This is a genomic window from Flagellimonas alvinocaridis, assembly GCF_965248585.1.
Taxonomy (GTDB): Bacteria; Bacteroidota; Bacteroidia; order Flavobacteriales; family Flavobacteriaceae; genus Flagellimonas; species Flagellimonas alvinocaridis.
The window spans coordinates 2435662-2455841 of record NZ_OZ252111.1 but is presented as its reverse complement, the minus strand read 5'-3'; the positions used below and the strand labels follow the sequence as shown (position 1 = coordinate 2455841).

21 protein-coding genes and 2 tRNA genes are annotated in these 20180 nt (G+C 38.6%); 11 read left to right on the top strand and 12 right to left on the bottom strand.

Annotation, left to right across the window (positions count from 1 at the left end; genetic code table 11):
* Positions 1–70 precede the first annotated feature (70 nt).
* The gene (locus tag ACP14V_RS10910) at positions 71–1333 is read left to right on the top strand and encodes a tetratricopeptide repeat protein (RefSeq protein ID WP_136566756.1); all 1263 of its coding nucleotides are present in this window, start codon (positions 71–73) and stop codon (positions 1331–1333) included.
* Between the two features lie 50 nt (positions 1334–1383).
* Here ACP14V_RS10910 and ACP14V_RS10905 read toward each other — a convergent pair whose 3' ends face one another.
* On the bottom strand, positions 1384–2136 hold the full coding sequence (locus tag ACP14V_RS10905) for a C40 family peptidase (protein WP_272610564.1): 753 nt from the start codon (positions 2134–2136) through the stop codon (positions 1384–1386).
* A 20-nt stretch (positions 2137–2156) separates the two neighbouring features.
* The gene (locus ACP14V_RS10900) at positions 2157–3332 is read right to left on the bottom strand and encodes an acetyl-CoA C-acyltransferase (protein ID WP_272610563.1); all 1176 of its coding nucleotides are present in this window, start codon (positions 3330–3332) and stop codon (positions 2157–2159) included.
* A gap of 112 nt (positions 3333–3444) precedes the next feature.
* Between ACP14V_RS10900 and ACP14V_RS10895 the strand changes: the two genes are divergently transcribed.
* From ACP14V_RS10895 to ACP14V_RS10855, 9 genes are all read left to right on the top strand, one after another.
* Entirely contained in the window at positions 3445–5481 is a 2037-nt protein-coding gene (locus ACP14V_RS10895) for an HD family phosphohydrolase (protein WP_272610655.1), read from the top strand.
* A gap of 112 nt (positions 5482–5593) precedes the next feature.
* Positions 5594–5677: transfer RNA gene (locus ACP14V_RS10890), tRNA-Ser, on the top strand.
* Between the two features lie 33 nt (positions 5678–5710).
* Positions 5711–5785, top strand: a tRNA-Pro gene (locus tag ACP14V_RS10885).
* A gap of 907 nt (positions 5786–6692) precedes the next feature.
* A complete protein-coding gene (locus ACP14V_RS10880) occupies positions 6693–7289 on the top strand; it encodes a YceI family protein (protein ID WP_272610562.1) in 597 nt (198 codons plus the stop codon).
* 370 nt (positions 7290–7659) lie between these two features.
* A complete protein-coding gene (locus ACP14V_RS10875) occupies positions 7660–8238 on the top strand; it encodes a Crp/Fnr family transcriptional regulator (protein WP_272610561.1) in 579 nt (192 codons plus the stop codon).
* A 71-nt stretch (positions 8239–8309) separates the two neighbouring features.
* The gene (locus ACP14V_RS10870) at positions 8310–9299 is read left to right on the top strand and encodes a cyclase family protein (RefSeq protein WP_272610560.1); all 990 of its coding nucleotides are present in this window, start codon (positions 8310–8312) and stop codon (positions 9297–9299) included.
* Between the two features lie 185 nt (positions 9300–9484).
* Positions 9485–10246, top strand: coding sequence for an alpha/beta fold hydrolase (locus ACP14V_RS10865; protein WP_272610559.1), 762 nt, complete (start codon positions 9485–9487; stop codon positions 10244–10246).
* A 288-nt stretch (positions 10247–10534) separates the two neighbouring features.
* On the top strand, positions 10535–11398 hold the full coding sequence (locus tag ACP14V_RS10860) for an alpha/beta fold hydrolase (protein WP_272610558.1): 864 nt from the start codon (positions 10535–10537) through the stop codon (positions 11396–11398).
* Between the two features lie 6 nt (positions 11399–11404).
* Positions 11405–11953, top strand: coding sequence for a TetR/AcrR family transcriptional regulator (locus tag ACP14V_RS10855; protein WP_272610557.1), 549 nt, complete (start codon positions 11405–11407; stop codon positions 11951–11953).
* A gap of 7 nt (positions 11954–11960) precedes the next feature.
* Here ACP14V_RS10855 and ACP14V_RS10850 read toward each other — a convergent pair whose 3' ends face one another.
* The 8 genes from ACP14V_RS10850 to ACP14V_RS10815 all read right to left on the bottom strand — a co-directional run bounded on the left by ACP14V_RS10850 (position 11961) and on the right by ACP14V_RS10815 (position 16955).
* Positions 11961–12413: a GNAT family N-acetyltransferase gene (locus tag ACP14V_RS10850; protein WP_272610556.1), complete on the bottom strand. Its 453-nt coding sequence runs from the start codon at positions 12411–12413 to the stop codon at positions 11961–11963.
* Positions 12414–12589: 176 nt separating this feature from the next.
* Positions 12590–13042, bottom strand: a complete 453-nt coding sequence (locus ACP14V_RS10845) for a YHS domain-containing (seleno)protein (protein ID WP_272610555.1) — start codon at positions 13040–13042, stop codon at positions 12590–12592.
* A gap of 6 nt (positions 13043–13048) precedes the next feature.
* Complete coding sequence (locus ACP14V_RS10840; protein ID WP_272610554.1) at positions 13049–13417, bottom strand: SPW repeat domain-containing protein; 369 nt, start codon at positions 13415–13417, stop codon at positions 13049–13051.
* Positions 13418–13427: 10 nt separating this feature from the next.
* Positions 13428–13781: a hypothetical protein gene (locus ACP14V_RS10835; RefSeq protein WP_272610553.1), complete on the bottom strand. Its 354-nt coding sequence runs from the start codon at positions 13779–13781 to the stop codon at positions 13428–13430.
* Between the two features lie 99 nt (positions 13782–13880).
* Complete coding sequence (locus ACP14V_RS10830; RefSeq protein WP_272610552.1) at positions 13881–14438, bottom strand: Crp/Fnr family transcriptional regulator; 558 nt, start codon at positions 14436–14438, stop codon at positions 13881–13883.
* 209 nt (positions 14439–14647) lie between these two features.
* Positions 14648–15505 (bottom strand): hypothetical protein, encoded by an 858-nt coding sequence (locus tag ACP14V_RS10825; protein WP_272610551.1) that lies wholly within the window; start codon positions 15503–15505, stop codon positions 14648–14650.
* Positions 15506–15595: 90 nt separating this feature from the next.
* Positions 15596–16063, bottom strand: a complete 468-nt coding sequence (locus ACP14V_RS10820; RefSeq protein ID WP_272610550.1) for a DM13 domain-containing protein — start codon at positions 16061–16063, stop codon at positions 15596–15598.
* A gap of 169 nt (positions 16064–16232) precedes the next feature.
* The gene (locus tag ACP14V_RS10815; protein WP_272610549.1) at positions 16233–16955 is read right to left on the bottom strand and encodes a DUF547 domain-containing protein; all 723 of its coding nucleotides are present in this window, start codon (positions 16953–16955) and stop codon (positions 16233–16235) included.
* Positions 16956–17245: 290 nt separating this feature from the next.
* Here ACP14V_RS10815 and ACP14V_RS10810 point away from each other — a divergent pair, with 290 nt between their 5' ends.
* Positions 17246–17683, top strand: coding sequence for a toxin-antitoxin system YwqK family antitoxin (locus ACP14V_RS10810; protein WP_272610548.1), 438 nt, complete (start codon positions 17246–17248; stop codon positions 17681–17683).
* 45 nt (positions 17684–17728) lie between these two features.
* On the opposite strand, the gene ACP14V_RS10805 is transcribed toward ACP14V_RS10810, so the two are convergent.
* Together ACP14V_RS10805 and ACP14V_RS10800 are read right to left on the bottom strand one after the other, a co-directional pair.
* Positions 17729–19225: a sensor histidine kinase gene (locus ACP14V_RS10805; protein ID WP_272610547.1), complete on the bottom strand. Its 1497-nt coding sequence runs from the start codon at positions 19223–19225 to the stop codon at positions 17729–17731.
* 10 nt (positions 19226–19235) lie between these two features.
* Positions 19236–19946: a response regulator transcription factor gene (locus tag ACP14V_RS10800; RefSeq protein WP_272610546.1), complete on the bottom strand. Its 711-nt coding sequence runs from the start codon at positions 19944–19946 to the stop codon at positions 19236–19238.
* Between the last annotated feature and the right edge of the window lie 234 nt (positions 19947–20180).

Here is a 20180-nt window from a genome sequence, read left to right as displayed (position 1 = left end):
TGGCACGGCTATTGATACTGACAATGAAGAAAATAAATAATCATAAACACTAAATAATTACATTTTTGACATGAAGACTAAATTTTTGATACTAATTGCCATGGGGGTTTCAGTGATGGGATTCTCTCAAAAGGATGAGATCAAGGCAGCTGAAAAAGCTTTGAAAGGCGGAGATACAGCAGGTGCCAAGACTGCTTTGGAGGGAGCTGCATCCACAATTGATGCTGCCGATGAAAAACTTCAGGCCCAGTATTATGCCTTAAAAGGAAATGTGTATTCCGATTTGGCCCAAAAAGGGGATGCCACTGCATTTCAACCTGCCATTGATGCTTATAATAAGGTAATTTCAGTTGAAGAAGCCAGTGGTAAAGAAAAATACGCTACCGTAGCAAGACAGAAATTGGCACAGATTACTGGAGATTTGGTAAATGCTGCTGTAGAGGATAATAATAACCAAAAGTTTACTGAAGCTGCCGAAAAATTATACCTAGGCTATAAACTCAGCCCAACTGATACCATCTACCTTTACTATGCCGCAAGTAGTGCAGTAAATGGTCAAGATTATGAGAACGCATTGACCTATTATAACGAATTGAAAGAGTTGGATTATGATGGTAGTGGAGTTACTTACACCGCAGTGAATGTTGAGTCCGGTGAGGTAGAAACCATGGACAAGAGTACCCGTGACCTGTATGTAAAGGCAGGTACCCACAAAGATCCAAACGAGGAAAGAAGTCCTTCCAAAAAACCGGAGATCGTAAAGAATATTGCTCTAATCTATCAGCAATTGGGAGATAATGAAAAAGCACTTGCTGCTTATTCTGATGCTAGGTCTGAAAACCCAGACGATGTGAACTTGGTATTGGGAGAGGCCAACCTTTATTACTCCATGGGAGATAAGGATAAGTTCAAGGAATTGATGGCCAAAGCTTCAGAAATGGAACCTGACAACCCAGATTTGTTGTACAACATTGGGGTAATCAATATGGAACAAGGCAACTTGGAAGAAGCAAGGGATGCTTACAAAAAAACCTTGGCCATTGATCCAGGATACATCAATGCCCTTTTGAACCTTTCTACCACCTATGTGAATGAAGGTAATGGACTTATTGATGAAATGAACGCACTTGGAAGCTCAAAAGCGGATATTACCAAGTACGATCAACTTAAAGATAAAAAAGACAGCTTGTTCTTGGAAGGTGCCACAGTTTTGGAAAATGCGGTAAAAACCAATCCCGATAACCAAAGTATTCTTTCCCAGTTGAAGAATATTTACGGAGCCTTGGGAGATACCGATAACTTTATGAGAATTAAAAAGCTCTTGGGCGAGTAATACAGCTCTTGATAAAAATAGAAAGGGACCAATTTGGTCCCTTTTTTTTGTTAGATAATTTTTTTAATGACCCGAAGTTTATGGGTGTATAGTTTTTCTTCGGTATTGAAAATTCCTGTGTGGTCCAAACGATCAATTCGGACATGGCCATTGGAATGGATAATATAGTTGTCCTTTAAAATAATTCCAACATGATCAATAACCCCTTCATTATTGTCAAAAAAGGCAAGGTCGCCAGGTTCGCTCTCTTCAATAAAGCTCAGGGCTTCACCTTGTTTGGATTGACCTTCAGCATCCCTACTCAATGCCACACCATTAATTTTGTAAACCATTTGGGTAAAACCAGAACTATCTATACCAAAAGGCGTTTTACCGCCACATTGATAAGGAGCTTTTAGGTAGAGAAAGGCAGTGTCTATCAATTCGCTTTTTTGGTTTTTCCCTTCAATAAAACTCCCCTCAAAGGTATGGTTTAAGAGTGCTGTTGATGATACCGTGGAACCTAATACAATGGGGAGTAGCATGCCATCTTCAGTGCAGACGTGGGAGACAATGTCAGAAGAAATCATTTGACTGATTCTTTGGTCCATTTCAACATATACCTCCTCAGAAATCAATTTATATTGATTGTTGGAAATCCATCCCTCACATTTATCATGGGCCACTCTGATCCTGCTCCATTTTTTTCGATATTCCAAAACTTTAAAATGTTCCCCGTACAATACTTGGGAAATCATTTCGGAATGATCTTCGGGAAGTGTCCGGATGGCAACGATGCTCAGTGGGCAAATTCCATATTGCATTTATTGATGATATAGGATGTCTAAATTCTTTCCAAAACTATGGCAGAAGCACCTCCACCACCGTTACAAATGGCAGCTGCACCTAATTTTGCATTATTCTGTTCAAGGACATTGAGGAGCGTAATGGTAATTCTAGCTCCAGAACATCCTAAAGGATGGCCCAATGAAACCGCACCGCCATTCACATTAACGTTGGAATCGTTTAGCCCCAAGATTTTCATGTTTGCCAGACCGACCACTGAGAAGGCTTCATTGAGCTCAAAAAAGTCAATATCATCCATGGTAATCCCGGCACGGTCCAGTGCTTTTGGCAGTGCTTTTGCAGGAGCCGTGGTGAACCATTCAGGTTCTTGGGCGGCATCTGCATAACTTTTGATATATGCCAACGGTTGTAACCCTAATTCTTTGGCTTTCTCTTCACTCATAAGTACCACGGCAGCGGCACCATCATTAATGGTGGATGCATTTGCGGCAGTCACAGTACCATCTTTGGTAAAAGCTGGTCGTAATGCGGGTATTTTATCAATCTTTACGTTTGTATATTCTTCATCCTGATCTACAATGACAGGTTCACCTCTGCGTTGGGGCACTTCCACGGGAACTACTTCATTCTTGAATTTGCCTGCTTTCCAAGCTTCAGCCGACCTTTGATAGGATTGTACGGCAAAGGCATCTTGGTCTTCCCTGCTAAAATCATATTTAGCAGCGCAGGCATCTGCACAAACGCCCATGGCATTTTGGTCGTAAGCATCCACAAGGCCATCTTTTTGCATGCCATCAACCATGGTAGCTGGGCCAAATTTCAGTCCATTTCTCATGTAAGCATAATGGGGAATAAGGCTCATGTTCTCCATACCACCGGCCACAACAATGGAATTTTCTCCCAAAGCAATGGATTGGGCTCCTTGCATAATAGCTTTCATTCCTGAAGAGCACACTTTATTTACAGTGGTGCAAGGAACCGTGTTCGGAATACCTGCATAAAGGGCTGCTTGTCTTGCCGGAGCTTGTCCTGTTCCTGCTTGTACTACATTACCCATCAAAACTTCTTCGACCTTTTCCGGGGCCAAGCCAATCTTATCCAAAGCGCCTTTAATGGCTACGGCGCCTAATTTGGGTGCTGGTATAGTGGACAAGGCTCCCATAAAACTTCCTATAGGCGTCCTTGCTGCTGAAACGATTACAACTTTGTTCATATGTGCATTATTAGGTTACGAAAATACTAAAATTAAATCCAAAGGTTTAAGTCGACTTGGTGTCGTTTTCCTTAATTTATATTTTCTATTTTTGATGATAACAGTATTCGGAATGGGAAAAGCTTTGGACAATGTATATAAACATCAATCACTTGCCTACAAGTATTTTCTATATCTGATATCTGTAGCGTTGATTGTCTTCTTTTTCCCAAAAGGAGGCAAGTTTAAGTACGAGTTTCAAAAAGGCAAGCCTTGGCAGTATGAGAATTTATATGCACCCATTGATTTCTCCATAAAGAAAAGCCAAGAAGAGATTGCCCAAGAACAACTTTCCATCCGCAATAGCAAAACTGATTATTATACTTTTGATGGGTCTATTGTTACAACCGTAAAGAATGATGTACAAAAAGGGTTGGAGCGATGGTTTGCCACCAATACTTTCACAGCAAGGCAACAGCGTGATGCCCTGAAAATAGGTATGGATGTCATTGACAACATATACTCGCTCGGGGTATTTGAAAAACATCCTGGTTCCAACTCCATTATAGTGGTAAGAAACAATGAAGCCGTTCCGGTAGCTCCCAGTGATTTTCTTGATTTGGAAAGTGCAAAAAGGCGTGTCTCCGCAGAACTATCAAATAGCGCTATTGAAAACAGGATTGGGCTGGAAAGTGTAATACAAACCAACTTGAGAATCAACCTTTTTTATGATGAAGCGCTTACGGAAAGTGCTTTGGAACAAGAGCTGTCAAGAATTTCATATACTAGGGGGGAAGTGTCCCAAGGCAGATTGATCATAGCTAAGGGAGAGGTTGTTGAAGCTGAGAATTTTAAGATACTTAATTCCTTAAAAGAGGAATATGAGTCCGAATTATGGAGAGGGAATAACTATTATTATATCATTTTGGGTTACACTATATTGGTGGCCTTGGTGCTTATTATGTTGTTCCTGTTTTTAAAGCGGTACAGAAATGAAATTTTTAAGAACAACAATAAAGTAACTTTCATCTTTTTCAACATATTGCTCATGGTCCTTGCCACTACGTTAATGGTAAAGAACAATGAAAGTTATGTGTATGGAGTACCATTGTGTATTCTTCCTTTGGTACTCAAGAATTTTTTTGATGCGAGGTTGGGACTCTTTGTACATGTACTCACCGTATTGATTCTTGGTTTTGTGGTGCCCAATAGCTTCGAGTATATTTTTTTGCAGACCATAGCAGGTATAGTTACCATTTTAACGGCATCTGAACTGTATAAACGGGCTAATTTGTTCATATCCGTTGGGCAGATTACCTTGATTTATATCATAGGTTATTTTGCATTCCATGCCATTCACGAAGGAAACCTTGAGAACATAGAATGGATATTGTTTGGGGTATTTGTATTAAATGGACTATTGACACTTTTTGCACAGCCTCTTATCTATATGTTTGAAAAATTGTTTGGGCTAATATCCGATGTTTCCCTATTAGAGCTTTCAGACACTAATTCTAAACTGTTAAAAGAACTTTCAGACAAGGCCCCAGGAACTTTTCACCATTCTTTACAGGTGGCCAACTTGGCCGAAGCAGCAGCCAATGAGATAGGGGCCAATGCCATGCTGGTTAGGGTTGGAGCCCTTTATCATGATGTTGGCAAGATGGAGAAGCCAACGTTCTTTACAGAGAATCAGGTGACCAATGTTAACCCACATGATGACCTGCCACCTCGCGAGAGCGCCAAAATTATAATTGATCATGTGATCCAGGGAATTGAAATTGCAAGAAGGAACAATCTACCCGATAGAATCATAGATTTTATCAGAACCCATCATGGCACCACATTGGTATACTATTTCTATAAGAAACAGCAGGAGATGGAGGCGGAAGTAGATGAAAACGACTTTAGGTATCCGGGTCCAATTCCATTTTCAAAAGAAACCGCCATTTTAATGATGTCAGATGCCGTTGAGGCAGCCTCCAAGAGTTTGAAGAACCCAACTTTTTTGGTAATTGATGAATTTGTGGAGAAAATAGTGAAGGGACAGATGCAGGCCAACCAATTTTTAAATGCCAATATCACCCTAAAGGAAATAGAGATGGTCAAGAAAGTATTGAAGCAAAAACTGACCAATATCTACCATCTACGGGTTGAGTATCCAGAGTAATGTTCATAAAATCAGTTCCTAATTAAAAAAAACGGAAAATAGTTGCGTTATTTCGGATGAAAAGGTACATTTGCATCCGCATTTTTAGAGTGCAAGTTCATAAGAAGTATTGGGAGAGGTGCCGGAGTGGTAACGGAGCAGATTGCTAATCTGTCGGCGGGTAACTGTCGCCTGGGTTCGAGTCCCAGTCTCTCCGCTTTTTCCTAAGTATTTGGAATTAAATTATGTTCGGGGTGTAGCGTAGCCCGGTTATCGCGCCTGCTTTGGGAGCAGGAGGTCGCAGGTTCGAATCCTGCCACCCCGACGAACCTAGAAATAGGTAATATCAAAACACTGTTAATCGTATGATTATCAGTGTTTTTTGTTTTTAGACAAAACTCCAAATCAATTCAAAACGCACCAAAACGTAATGTTAGGTGTCCTATTTTTTTAGATATCTTCTTGGCCCCTGCCCTCCAAGGGGATTTGGGAGCTTCGCCACCGAGATACTTCATACCATAAGGAACCAAGCCACCCCATACTTCCCTTCCACTTACACTGGGTCTTGATTATTGGATGGTAAGATCGGTAATCCCAATTCGTTGGGACAAGGTTGCCGCTTGACTACTTCTTGGTAAAAAGTCCAATTGTCCCCTTAATGTACCCGCAAGCAGTTGGAATAGTATAACTAGTAAGACCGATAAAGATGAGTTGAAATTTTTCATTGTTCATTGTTTGATTTAGTGATATTGTGCGAAACGATTTGAACTTGTTAGAAGATAAGTCTTGCTTAAAAAACATGTAACCCAACCTTAATGCCCAATCCATTTATTGTTAAAAAAACTAATTTTCATAGCATTGTTTGGAATAGTCGCAATGCTTACGAGAATCTTATTTTCAATTTGCCATTATTTCCAAAATTGTTACTTCAAAACAATTTCTCAATTGATAAGGCACCTATTAAAATCTCCCAAACTTCAAATGGTTATATGAGAAGAAACGTTGATGTTCTGATTACGTTTACCAATGAAGTTTAACAAAGATTCCTTCAAGAAATGATTGCGTCTTACTTTAGGGACAACCAAAAAAAATGAGCAAAATAGGATTCAAATAATGACTGCACAAGATGGCAATGTTAATCTAGTTTAATCAACTTTTTTAATTTATCTTATTTTTCTTCCAGCCGATTTGATTCAATTTTGTTTGATAAAACAGTAAAAATTGTCAAATTGATGAAAGAAAAATTGCAAAAGAACATATCGTTACTAATAGTGATGGGTATTGTTTCCCTTGGTTATAGTCAAAACACGGTTTGGAATATTGATCCAGCACATTCAACATTGGGGTTTTCCATTGATCATTTGGTCGTTTCGGAAACAACAGGGAAATTTAATGACTATTCGGCAATGGTGAAATCAGATGAGAAAGATTTTTCAGACGCCACAATAGAACTTGTGATAGAAACGCAAAGCATAGATACCAATGATAAAGAACGAGATAAACATCTACAAAGTGCTGACTTTTTTGATGTCGAACAATATCCCCAAATAGTATTTAAATCGGATAAACTTTATAAATCCAACAACGGTAATTATAAGTTGTCGGGGACCCTTCAAATGCATGGGGTTACAAAGAACATAGAATTGGATGCAAAATTTGGTGGTATAGTTAAAGACCCTTGGGGTGGCACACGTGCTGGGTTAAAGATTTGGGGAGTATTGGATCGTTATGACTATGACCTCAAATATAATAGCCTGTTGGAAGCCGGGGGGCTCTCCATTGGACGAGAAGTTAGAATTGACTGCCGTATTGAATGGATAAAAGAATGACCATCTAATTAAAAATAGGGCATTTTAGGGTTGAATTGATTTATGCCCCAGGCTTCTAAGCTGTGTTGTACTGCAAATTTCATGATATTTTACTTAGTCGCTAAAATTTGATTGGTTGTTGAAGTAAGGGCGGTTCGGGAGGTACATTGTGTACCTTTCGACTGCTTTTACATTCAAGTTTTACCTTAGCTATTTAGTTAAAGTGTAAAAGTATATAGCAATTTTTTTCAAGACACTTGAGGAATTTGTCCATAGAACCAAGTTATTTTCAATTTGAGGTTTGTTTTTACAACGTTTGGGAAACTTTATCTTTCCCTCTGTATAATTCTAGGGTTATCCCTAATTTGTGGATAAATTTAATTAAACATCAATGGATACGGATTATTATGCTCCCATCATGAAAGTGTTGACGGATAACACAAATTTTACCGACGAACAGCTCTCTAAAATAAAAGATTCATTTAAGGTTGTAGAACTCCATAAAAAACAGTTTCTACTTCGACCTGGATCAAAGGCTGACTCACTTTTTTTTGTTGCTGACGGTTGTGTCCGGGTTTTTAAGATAGCACTGGATCGCGAAGTAATCATTCAATTTGGGGTTAAAGGGTCTTGCGTCAGCGATCTTCAGGCTTATTTGGGCAAAAAGGCATCAGAACAGTTCATTCAGGCCATTGAGCCTTCGGTTGTATTACAAATCCGCCAAAAACAGTTGGAAAACCTATTCGATGAAATACCACCCTTGGAACGTTTTTTTAGAATTAAGTTTGAAAATGCCCATAGTGAACTTCAGGAGCGACATCTTACAAATTTAAGTAGGAATGCCCGGGAGCGGTATGAACAATTTAGGAATAAGTTCAAGGATTTGGAGCAACGGGTCCCGCAATACATGATAGCTTCTTATCTTGGTATGACCAAAGAATTTTTGAGTTATATAAGACGATCAAATTAGCTTTTTAAGATTTCTTATTTTTTTTCGGTTTTCACTGTATAAAATTTGCGCCATATAAATCGAAAAATAATATGATGAAAAGAACTTTGATTATCGCAACTATTTCAATTTTATTTGTTCATTTCTCCCATTGCCAACAAAAGGCTGGAACTAGTCCATGGGGCAAAGAAGACCAAATTGGAACATTAAACATGATGACCGATGCGTCCAAATTACAGGTCTTGAAATCCATAGGTTCAGGAAAAACATATGATTTGGGCGTGGAATATTTTGTGGGAATGCCCGGGTTTAATTTTTTTGGGGATCCACAGTATCAGTATTGGCTTACCCATACACCTCATGGCACATTGGTAGACAATCCAAACTATCAAGGTGAGGCAATGAACAAGAAAGTAAGCTATACATCCGACGCCATTTCCATGCTTACCCACTCGGGCACCCACATTGATGCCTTGAATCACTTCGGTCTAAACGGTCAAATTTGGAATGGTTTTTCCGCGAATGAACATTTAGGGGATAAGGGTTGGAAAAAGGCCGGGGCGGAAAAAATACCACCGATTATTGCGCGAGGTGTGCTCATTGATGTTGCAGGATATAAGAACAAAGCTGTTTTGGATAAAAATTATAGAATAAGCGCGGATGACCTTAAAGGAACGCTCAAAAGACAAAAGGTTGAACTTAGAAAGGGGGACGTTGTCCTCATTCGGACTGGACAAGCAACCTATTACAATGATGCTGCAAAGTATTTGGGTCAATACCCTGGTGTGAGTCTTGAAGCTGTAAAATGGTTGGTAGAAGATCAAAATATTATGATTCTAGGCGCAGATAATCTAGGTCTTGAAGCCTTTCCATCGAAACATAAAGAAAGTTGGGTGCCAATTCATAGCTACTTGCTCGCTGAAAAAGGAGTTATGTTCATGGAGCAATTAAACTTGGAAGGGATGGCATCAGATCATGTGTATGAATTTGCCTTCATTGCATCATCATTAAAATTAAGGGGAGCTAGTGGAGCTCCAATGAGGCCCATGGCACTTCCATTGGCCACAACCCATGTTAAATAGGAATGGGAACTTGATGTATGGATTTGGTGCCTTGATCTTCTTTCTTGGTTCCAAATCCATTTCTATTGTAAGTGAAGTGATAAAAATCGACCAATACTGAGAAAATTAGCTATCCAGATTTAGCTGTTCAATATATGCGCCGACATTGTTATGCAGTTTTTATGATTTTCATCTTTTTTATTGGTATGGCAAACAACAACCTTTACTCCCAAACAGATTTTGAATCGGGAACCATTATTGCAGATGGCAGGCACATTTATTTTGAAAAATATGGAGTAGGGGACCCCCTTATTTTTTTACATGGATATGGCTTGTCATCAGAATCATGGAAATCTTATGTGAAAGACTTTAGCCAAGATTATACAGTCTACCTCATTGACTTGCCTGGGCATGGTAGGTCAGATAATTTTCAGGAAGACCTTTCTGTAAAAGAAGTCGCAGAGGATGTGAACAAAATGCTAGATAAAATAGGACTGAAACGCATCAATGCAATTGGTTTCAGTTTTGGAGGCGATGTACTTTTTCAACTTACACTGATCAATCCACAGTTGATTACGGCAATGATTAGTATTGGCTCCGTTGGTTCGTGGACCATTGCGGATTTTCCTCAACTTAGAGAGAGTTTCACCTATGAAAACAGGGAACAATACAAGTGGCTTCAGGAAGCGCAAACTAGTGAAGAACAAGTAAAGATATTAATGGACCAGTTTCAGAATTACACCATTTATCTTACGGATGAAGAACTGCAACAAATTCAATCCAAAGTACTTATTATCTATGGCGATGATGACCCAGGTGTTGACTTATTTGAAATAGCCAGGGTTCAAAAATATCTAACCCACGTAGATGTCTGGATTTTGCCAAATGTTGCCCATAGCGCCCATACCGGTCCAAACAAGAAAGTCTTTATCTCAAGAACCAAAGCATTTTTGGCCAAAACAAAATAGCCTTACATAAGGTTGATCTCTCTAGGATAACTAGACAGTATTTTTTCAAATTATGAAAAGGTAGTTCCATGTCAAATACCATAAATATATGTTAATTTATATATACAGACTTGTCTGAATAAAAATATGATGATTACTTTTGATATGGATTAAAAATTCAATTCAAACAAAACAAGAATTTGGAATATGATAGCTCAAAAAATACTAGTTGCACTACTGTTTTTTATAAGCACACAGGTATGCCCAAAGAATGGTCTTACCGATACGTTGAACAAAAATTATAATGATATGACATCTACACAAATACAGTTTAAAAGAAAGAAAATTAGCGGCATCAATATTTTTTATAGGGAAGCGGGAGACCCCAAAAATCCAGCTATTGTGCTGTTACATGGATTCCCCACATCTTCACATATGTATAGAAAGGTCTTGGACGAACTCGCTGATGAATATCATCTGATTGCTCCAGATTATCCCGGATTTGGTGAAAGTGATTTTCCTTCGCCCGATAAATTCAATTATACCTTTGATACTATCGCCAAATTGATGGATGAGTTTATTGCGAGTTTCAATCTGGAAAATTATGCGTTGATGATACAGGATTATGGGGCGCCAATTGGTTTTAGGATTGCTACGGCCCATCCCGAAAAGATAACGGCCATCATTAATCAAAATGGCAATGCTTATGAAGCTGGATTGGGAGATGCTTGGGCAAGTATTCGAAAACTATGGGCAGAAAATAGCGAGGAAAATAGAAATGCACTCTTGGGGGCATTTTCTTTGGAAGGGCTCAAATGGCAATACACCCATGGGACCAGAAACCCAGAAAACATAAACCCAGATGCTTGGCAACTGGATTATCTGCGTTTATCCCGGCCGGGTTCCCACGAAGTCAACTTGGATTTATTCTACGATTACCAAAACAACGTAAAGCTTTATCCCAAGTGGCAGGAGTATTTGCGAAAATACCAACCTCCCATGCTCATTGTTTGGGGCAAGAACGATGAATTTTTCCCCGAATCGGGTGCCAAAGCCTACACAAATGATTTAAAAACTGTTGATTACAATGTTTACGATACTGGTCATTTTGCCCTGGAGGAAGATGGTGAGGCGATCATCAAAAAAATACGTTCCTTTATGGAGAAATTGTAAGATGTCATGGTACAGCAGAATCAAGATGTAAGGGATAGAATTCTCATTACGGCTGATAGATTGTTCCAAGAACAGGGGTTCAACGAGACGGGAATCAATCAAATAATCAGTGAGGCCAATATTGCTAAGGCCAGTCTTTACTATCACTTTAAATCTAAAGAAGATTTGTGTGTGGCCTATTTGCAACGGCGCAATGAAATTTGGAACAAGGCCTTTTATGAGTTTCTCAGAGACAAAAATAAAAAGGCCTTGTCTGCATTTGATTTTTTGGCTGACCGAAATATAGCAGACGATTTTAGAGGCTGTAGTTTTTTAAATATGCTTTCTGAAACCAGCCCGGAAAAGAAATTGGTCTATGACGAGATTCAAAACCACAAGAGTGGGCTACTTCTTTTTTTTGAACACGAAGTACAGGATAAGGAGTTGGCCTATATTATTTATTCCCTTTTCGAGAACGCCATTATTGAAAGCAAGCTGCAACGAAATCAAGAGCCCGTTTATCGGTTAAAAAAACTGGCGGAAAGTTTGATCCAGGTCAAAAAATCTTCAAATTGAGTGGGTATTAGTCCAAGCCCATTTCGTAGGCACTGTTTTTGCGAAGGGTAAAACCAAGTTTTTCATACAATTTTTTGGCCCTAGCATTATCAGGGGTAACTTCTAGTTGAAGACCTACAGCATCAGCAAATTTGGATTTGGCCAATCGGTAGATCAGTTGGGAGCCTATCCCTTTAGAGCGATACTCCTCTTTTATAAATAGCTCATCAATATGCAAAATGTTCCCGCCATATTCGTTGCTCCAATAATTGATGAGCATGCAGTACCCTATGGTTTCACCTTTGACTTCAATGACCAAAACAGAACCTAAATCCGCTTTTTTAGAAAGCAGTTCCAGAGTGCCGAGTGCTTTTTCCTTGGTCATTTGTATAAGACCAGGGTCCTCATTGTATAATTTAATGATCAAATCTGTGACCGTAGCAAAATCTGAAACGCTACAGGGTCTAAAACTAATATTCATACTGGGCTGGTGCTATAGAATTATTTTGTTGAATTAGTAGAAGTTCGATGGTAGAAATTACAGTTACACTTCTTATCGGTGATTATTTTAAATATGAACGCAAAAAAAGGAACAACCAAAATATGAGCAAATAAAAAAGGCCCAGAGGAAGTATTTTCCAATGGGCCTTTTTAGTGTTACTTACTTAACTTCTTCCAATTGGCATCTGCCTTTTTCTTTACTTGTTGGTGATTTTCTGCCAACCAAAGTTGTTGGGCATCCACTTCTACATCGTAAAGAAACAAAAAATACTTTCCATCCTTAACCACAAATTTTGTGGGATCAACTCTAAACTTAGCACCTACGGAAACACCAAAAGCGCAATAGCCGCCATATTGGGGAAGGTATTTCTCAGGAGCAGCTTCAAAAGTTTTCTTTTGATCCGCACTAGTAAAGTAGTAAGATATTCCATTATGAGAAGCTTTATGCTCTTTAACTCCCCTTTGTGCAATACCCAAATCCAAATAGGAGACCGGGCTGTATCCTTGCAATGCAATTTTGCTGTCATCAATGTTATTACTTTCTTTTAAATTTTGTGAATAACCCAATGATGCGATTAGTAGCGTTGCCGCCAATAATAATGATTTCATAATGATTTAATTTTTTGCTTTTTGTAAATTATTTTCTGGTTTATGTAAACTAACCACCGTTAAAACGGCAATACCATTGACCCAATAGTAGTAGGCATCCATCCCCTCAAAACCGAGCAAAGAGGGGGCTATTACAAACAAGCCTCCCACCATTCCATCAACAATGAGGTGCCCCTTGTAGGGAATAATTTTCAAAACCCCAAACTGATGATCTGTCAACAGGGTTAAAATGAGTGCAGCTATTCCCACAATAAGGGAAAGTTTCCAAGCCATTGGGTTAGAAGATCCCAATCCCAATACAAAAGGTAGGGCCATCAACGCCAACGCTACTGGGTAATCCAGATACGCATGTATTTTTTTTGTTACAAATCCCATAGTATCTGTTTTATCCTTTAAAATATTGTTCTTCCACAATCTGTCCATTATGCCAGACGGTACGCAGAATTTCGTGCCATAAGATTTTACTACCGTCTTTCATATCAAAGTCGAAGGTGAATTCTGTAAAAGAGACATCTCCTGATAATGATGCATGATGCAAGGTGATACCGTTGACTTTGTCAATAGCTCCAGCAAACCCTTGCATTTTGGCTAGCATCTCGGCTTTGTTATTGGTAACCGTTCCATCAAAATCATACGTTTTGGCATCCGGAGAAAAATACTTTTCGGTGGCCTCCACAATTTGTCCATTTTTGACCATTTCATTTTTGGCCGAAAGGACTTCATTTAATGATTGTTCCATTTTTAAGGTTTTAATTCTATGTCAATATCGACAGGACAAATGTCCTACCATTGGAGGCAGAAAAAAATGAAGTATATCAAAAAATATAATTGAACTAGGTCAACTTTTATTGGCCTTTTTGTTTCTGATTCTGGAGAGAAATTCTTTGGTCATCCCTAAATAGGAGGCTAGGGCATATTGTGGTACCCGGTTCACAAAATTGGGAAAGTTCAACAAAAAGTTTTCATACCGGGCCTCTGCAGAATTGGTGAGGTTAAAAAGAATCCTTCGGTGTTCAAAGGCAAGCCCTTTTTCGGCCATGATTCTAAAAAAGGTTTCGAACTTGTGGTTGGATTTTTTTAGATTTTGTTCTTGGTTATATTCTATTTGTAAAATGGTACTGTCTTCCAAGGCAACGATGAATAGCGTGGCTGGATGTTGGTAGATATAGCTGTTAAAATCTGAAACCCACCAATTCTCTATGGCAAATTGAAGGGTTTGTTCTTGTCCATCAGGGGTGATTATATAGGCTCTGAACGCACCTTTTACCACAAAAGCCCTGTGCATGTTGGTAAACCCGGGCTGAACAATGAACTGTCTCTTTTTTACTTTTAACTCTTCAAAATTTGAGATAAATTGACGGGTTTCTTCGTCGGACAATACAACAAAGTTGTTCACATAATTTATCAGAGATTTTTTACTCGACACTGGATTGGATAGTTGTTTGTTTAGGCATCAAAAATCGATAAGGAGTACCGGACTCACTTTGTACCATGAATTTAAGCATATAAAGTAAAAGCTCGTTATTTTAATTCCTTAAAAAAGAAAACCTTACCTCCAGATATAATATACAAATGGAAGTAAGGTGATTTTGTTTGTGGAGAGTCTCAATACTCTATGGAAATGCCCAAAGAGAAGGTTGCTCCGTCATAAATATTTTTGCGTTCTACCAGAAAACCGGCATAATCTGAATAAGAAGATACCAAACTCAAATGTCCTCCCAATTTATAAATGGCATTGAACCCATAAGATGTAAATGTTGTACCCTCTCCATAAAGAAAGGAGCCACCTTGGAATCCGTCACCGGAAGATAGTTTTTCCAATATGCGCAATTTACCGATCAAATACAGTTTATCAAAAAATAGGTGTCCGACTTCAGCCCCGGCCTGAAATTGATTGCTAAAGGATTCGGTTCTAAAATTTATCCCGGTATATAAACTTCCATAGGTCTTTCCATCTCCAAAGGAATGGGACCCAATAATATTGGTCCATACATTAAACTCCCCATCAGAAGTTGGGAGGTTAATTTCATCAAAAGTGCCCAGAGCGTTGGGACGTTTTGACCTTGCGAAGTTTGTTCCATCGTCAGTGGGGATTTCAAAATCGGCCTGAACAGCTATGGGAATGTTGTTGAACACTTTATATTTTAGACCAACTTTTACGCTTCCCACTCCTGCAACGGTTTCGGTTGAACTGAAACTGTTCAGCATTATCACCGGAAAATCGACAATGGCAGTAATGCGATCTGTTATGCCATATTCGCCATACAGGAATAGTGCGCTACTGTTGAACCTGCTTCCAGAATCAGATAGATTGCCTTCCGTAGTATAGTAATCTTTTGAAGAATAGTGGGAAACCGAAGATTGTACGTAAAAACTTTTGGCTTTCCTTGTCCAGCCACTTTGGGCTTGGGTTTGGGGTATCATTAGTGAAAAAACCACAAGAGTATACCAATACTTTATCATAGTATTATTAATTAAGAACCTTCGGGAAGTAGTTGGAAACCATAGGTTTTTATTATTGTCCCCGAAGGCAATTGTTTACATAATCCGCTTTTACTGAAGTTCAGCGTTTCCAAAAGGGATGTTGGCGGTAGCACACCATAAAATTACATGGGTGAACTTTGCTTCCGGTCCTTCATTCAGTTTAACGAACATTTCTCCATTACTTTCCACGTTTCCAATCAACTTTAAATCCGGATTTCCGTTGGCCGGATCGGCGTTGTAAACGGATGATGTGGAAAAGAATATGGCCACAGTACCTGTTCCGAGTTCGGTGGTGAAATCATTGGAGAAACGTAAAAAATCAGTTCCTTCCGAATCAGTTCCCAATTGAACGGTCCCTTGGGTGGGGGTTCCACTTTCTGCGACCAGGTCTCCTTGTCGGTCGACTTCAAAATCACCAACAGGCAGTGCCGTGTCAACAGTTATAATTTCAGAATCAGAATCATCATCGGAACAGCCGACAAGGACAAAGGCAAACACTGAAAAAATACTGGTTAGTAGTGCAAATTTTCTTTTCATCAATTTAGGTTTAATTATTCTTAATTTGTTTTTTGAAATTCATTATGGATTTTTCAAACCTTATGAATTTCGATTTCAAACCTATGGGTAACCTATCACAGAAAAATCACGATTACATAACAAAAGAATTCAGGCGGCTTTTTTAATGTTGACCAGCTAAAATGGAGCGTTATTTCATCTTGTTCAAAGACCAATCGTAGGGGTAAAAAACGACTTTTGAATCAGGGTTTAATTTTTTGGTTCTATACATGTTTACAAAGTCGATAAAGCTTTTTCCATTTTTTGTGAAATCACCCGCATACCATTCAAAAATTTGGGACAACCCAACCTTGTCACCATCAATGCGGATAAAATGAGGGTTGTTCAAAGAAAGTTCTGTCTGCTCTTGCAATTGTTTGTCCAGCGTTTTTGGTAAATACGCTTTATCAATAATTGGGGGGCACCCCAGACCTGCACAAACCAAGGCAAAATGAAACCGCGGCTCTTCAGGAAAGTTGGCTCGGAGCAATTTGTTCTCTATCTCATTCAATGTTCTGTCTGTATTGGCAATGGTATAGGTTTTCGCATCAAAAAAGCCCTGTACATCCAATGGGGAATTAATGGGATAGTTGTCCACCACACCCTTAATAACACACAGGTTGTAGGCGTTTATCCAAAAGGCTTGATAGGTTTTGGGATTGTTTTTTGTTACCGAAATATTTTTGGCCAATTCCAATACCCTGTCCAGTTTTTCAGGGTTTGAATGAATTTGTTGGTAATTGACCCTACCATCTTTCACATATTGGCCAAAGATTGTATTGGCCTTTTCAAAAAAATGGGAAGTGTCTTGGCCATAGCTATATGATAAGCCCATTGTTAAAGCGCAGATAATCAAAAAGTTTCTTGTTTTCATGTTTACATCGAATCTATTTCAAAACTGTTTTAATAGTTCAAAGAAATTATGAACATATCCCACAGAGGTCACAAAAATGTCAAATCTTCATTATTGAAACGGAGCAACACCCCATAGGGTCGTTTGGGTTTAAAGTAGTGCCACTTCTTATACAATTTGGTGATTCTTTCGTGATGTTTTTGGCATTAATTTGCTTTAAACGGTTTGTTGCAAGTCTGAACAACAGTCCAAAAAATCAAATTTTGAAAGTTCTACACTTCTTATTTTATATTGTTTTTAGCCTTATTTCCATGAGCAAGGAAGTTTCTGAGAGATACGTCAAGGAATTTTACCCAACAGGTTTACTTAGATCCGAGGGCTGGGTGAAGGGAAATGACAAAATCCGGTATTGGAAATATTATTATTCCAATGGAGCCCTTATGAAAAAAGGACATTATATGAACAATACGAAGGAAGGGTATTGGTATTTCTATGCTGTAAATGGTGTTTTGGAAAAGGAAGGGCATTTTGTAAATGGAAACATGGAGCATTGGTGGTTATTTTATGATGACCAGGGTACTGTTAATCATAAATGCCAACTTACCAATGGTATAAAGGATGGATATTGTTTACGATATGAGAACAAAAAATTGGCCTCAGCGGAAAAATATAAAAATGGGGAGAAGGTAAACGAGTGGCACGATTTTTACAGCTTCAAGAGGGATAACGATCTTTCCAGGTTAAAATAAAGTAGGGATTACCTATTGTAGGAACCATGGTTTATTTTAAAAATTTTAAATAGCACTATAAATGGGTAATTCAAAGCTAAATTCTGTTCCTTCATTTGGATTACTGAGGACAGTGATTTCGCTATCATGAATATCCATGATCTTTTTTACGATGGCCAACCCCAATCCAGAACCTTCTTTTTCTTTTCCAATTTTGGTTTGCCTATACCGCTCAAAGATTAAAGCTTGACTTTCTTTATCAATACCCGGCCCTGAATCCTGTACAACAATCTCCACATGGGTTTTCAAAGCTTTTACCTTCATCACAATTTTGCCATTTTCTGGAGTAAACTTTATAGCATTGTCCATAAGATTTTGAATGGCCCGTTCCACCAATGAAATATCAGCAAAGACCAATGGGATATCATCGGACATGGATAACTTTAAATCAATGTTCTTGTTTTGGGCAAGAATGGAGTAGTTCCTATGAATGTCATTGGCCAGTTCACTGATTAAGAACGGTTCTTTTAGAGGCTGGATTTGGTTGGATTCAAGTTTAGAATATTCAAATAATTGCGAAATTAAGTTGGAGAGTCGTTCACTGCCCGAAGAAATTATTTTTAAATAGCCTTGTTGTTCTTCAACGGAAAGCTGGTCATTCTTCATATGCAAAGTTTCAATATACCCTTGAACAACCGAAAGAGGTGTTCTAAGATCATGCGAGATATTTGCGATTAATTCCTGCCTTAGTTGATCTATGGATTTTATTTTTTCTATATCGGAAAGAATGGTGTCTGCCATGCTATTGAAAGTGGTGGCCACATTGGCCAAATCTGTCTTGTCTGCATTTTGGATGCGATAGTCTAAATCCCCTTCCTGAAAGCGTTTTGCGGCATAAATAATCTTTCTGAGGCTCCGAGTAAGGTGCCAAATGGCTAGTATGCCTAGAAAGGTTGAGAAAAAGAGGGTCAATAACGAGCCTCCAAGACCTATATGCATAAGGTAACCGCTGAACAAGTCGCTCCGTGTTGCCAAGAAATCCTTTCCAGCCAGAACAATATAAATATACCCGTTATGGCCATTTTTGTTAAACCTGGCTGCTGAAAAAATGGTTTGTTGGGTAGGGTCTTTGGGGTCTTCGCCCAATATGTAATCCTTTCCTCCACTCTGGATGAATTCATGAATGGGGGCAAGGTCTATCTTTTTTTGATTGGTCTCGGGGATATTATGATCTAAAACCACAGAGTATTGCACATACCCTTGGGCATCCAATAGATATACTTCAATGGCCCTGTTTACAGCCATCATATTGTGCATGATATCCCCAAAAAGAACTTTGTTTACAGTTCCAGTAGAGTCGAATGGTTGATTAGCACCGAATTTTTCATCAATAAGGTCCTGGGCTAAGCTGGCATTTAAACGCTGGGTGGTTTGCTGGAAATATTGATTTGAGAAATAAACAGATGTAACCGTGTATCCAATACCGGCCATCAAGATTATAGTAAAGAAAGTCAATATTAATTTTACAATAAACTTTGTGGTAAGAACTTCACTTTTTCCCATGATAGAATAATTATGCAATAACAAGCTCTTCATTGAATTTATACCCGACCCCCCAAGTGGTTAGAATATATTTGGGCTTGCCCATATCGGGTTCTATCTTGGATCTAAGGCGATTAATATGAGAATTTACGGTATGCTCATACCCACGAAAGTCATACCCCCAGATTAGGTTCAATAATTTGGAGCGGTCATAACTTTTCCCTGGGTTGGAGGACAGTAGCACCAATAATTCAAATTCCTTTGGGGAAAGCTCCACTTTTTCACCCTTTAAAACCACCTTTCGCATTTCAATGTCAATGATCAGGGTCTCAAACTGAAGTATTTTAGAGTTGTCGATGGATTGCTCTAGATTATCTAATTTCTGTCGCCTAAAAATGGCCTTGACCCTAGCGATGAATTCCCGAACACTGAAAGGTTTGGTCAAGTAATCATCTGCTCCTACCTCAAGGCCCAAGACCTTATCAATTTCTTCAGATCTTGAAGTAAGCATCATAACGGGAGTGGTATTGTTGCTTGCTCTTATTTTTTGGCATATTTCAATACCATCCATTTCTGGAAGCATGACATCCAAGATTATGAGATCAAGATTTTCATTGATTGCAGAGGAAAGTCCTTTGATACCATTGGTTTCGTTTACGACTTCACACCCTAAGTCCTTTAGATGTATTTGTAGCAGACGAACAATTTGAAGATCGTCCTCAACAATAAGTACCTTTTTCATGGCCTCACCAAACTATTGAATGGCATTATAAATGCTTTTTACAACACTATAAAACCATTGATTTGATTTAAGCAGTCTTGTTTTAAGTTAAAACTTTACAAGATTTTTATACTTTAACATATTTCAAAGCGATGACCAGAATTGATTCCAACAGTGATTTTACGAATTTGAAAAAGATTATAAAGATGGAACTACTTTTTAAGTAAAGACTATATATTCAGCCGATTTGAAATT

What these genes read in the sequence shown, in the direction of transcription:
- ACP14V_RS10910 (WP_136566756.1), top strand. Translation starts at nt 71, where the DNA reads ATGAAGACTAAATTTTTGATACTAATTGCCATGGGGGTTTCAGTGATG.
- ACP14V_RS10905 (WP_272610564.1), bottom strand. Translation starts at nt 2,136, where the DNA reads ATGCAATATGGAATTTGCCCACTGAGCATCGTTGCCATCCGGACACTT.
- ACP14V_RS10900 (WP_272610563.1), bottom strand. Translation starts at nt 3,332, where the DNA reads ATGAACAAAGTTGTAATCGTTTCAGCAGCAAGGACGCCTATAGGAAGT.
- ACP14V_RS10895 (WP_272610655.1), top strand. Translation starts at nt 3,445, where the DNA reads ATGGGAAAAGCTTTGGACAATGTATATAAACATCAATCACTTGCCTAC.
- ACP14V_RS10880 (WP_272610562.1), top strand. Translation starts at nt 6,693, where the DNA reads ATGAAAGAAAAATTGCAAAAGAACATATCGTTACTAATAGTGATGGGT.
- ACP14V_RS10875 (WP_272610561.1), top strand. Translation starts at nt 7,660, where the DNA reads ATGGATACGGATTATTATGCTCCCATCATGAAAGTGTTGACGGATAAC.
- ACP14V_RS10870 (WP_272610560.1), top strand. Translation starts at nt 8,310, where the DNA reads ATGATGAAAAGAACTTTGATTATCGCAACTATTTCAATTTTATTTGTT.
- ACP14V_RS10865 (WP_272610559.1), top strand. Translation starts at nt 9,485, where the DNA reads ATGGCAAACAACAACCTTTACTCCCAAACAGATTTTGAATCGGGAACC.
- ACP14V_RS10860 (WP_272610558.1), top strand. Translation starts at nt 10,535, where the DNA reads ATGACATCTACACAAATACAGTTTAAAAGAAAGAAAATTAGCGGCATC.
- ACP14V_RS10855 (WP_272610557.1), top strand. Translation starts at nt 11,405, where the DNA reads ATGGTACAGCAGAATCAAGATGTAAGGGATAGAATTCTCATTACGGCT.
- ACP14V_RS10850 (WP_272610556.1), bottom strand. Translation starts at nt 12,413, where the DNA reads ATGAATATTAGTTTTAGACCCTGTAGCGTTTCAGATTTTGCTACGGTC.
- ACP14V_RS10845 (WP_272610555.1), bottom strand. Translation starts at nt 13,042, where the DNA reads ATGAAATCATTATTATTGGCGGCAACGCTACTAATCGCATCATTGGGT.
- ACP14V_RS10840 (WP_272610554.1), bottom strand. Translation starts at nt 13,417, where the DNA reads ATGGGATTTGTAACAAAAAAAATACATGCGTATCTGGATTACCCAGTA.
- ACP14V_RS10835 (WP_272610553.1), bottom strand. Translation starts at nt 13,781, where the DNA reads ATGGAACAATCATTAAATGAAGTCCTTTCGGCCAAAAATGAAATGGTC.
- ACP14V_RS10825 (WP_272610551.1), bottom strand. Translation starts at nt 15,505, where the DNA reads ATGATAAAGTATTGGTATACTCTTGTGGTTTTTTCACTAATGATACCC.
- ACP14V_RS10820 (WP_272610550.1), bottom strand. Translation starts at nt 16,063, where the DNA reads ATGAAAAGAAAATTTGCACTACTAACCAGTATTTTTTCAGTGTTTGCC.
- ACP14V_RS10815 (WP_272610549.1), bottom strand. Translation starts at nt 16,955, where the DNA reads ATGAAAACAAGAAACTTTTTGATTATCTGCGCTTTAACAATGGGCTTA.
- ACP14V_RS10810 (WP_272610548.1), top strand. Translation starts at nt 17,246, where the DNA reads ATGAGCAAGGAAGTTTCTGAGAGATACGTCAAGGAATTTTACCCAACA.
- ACP14V_RS10805 (WP_272610547.1), bottom strand. Translation starts at nt 19,225, where the DNA reads ATGGGAAAAAGTGAAGTTCTTACCACAAAGTTTATTGTAAAATTAATA.
- ACP14V_RS10800 (WP_272610546.1), bottom strand. Translation starts at nt 19,946, where the DNA reads ATGAAAAAGGTACTTATTGTTGAGGACGATCTTCAAATTGTTCGTCTG.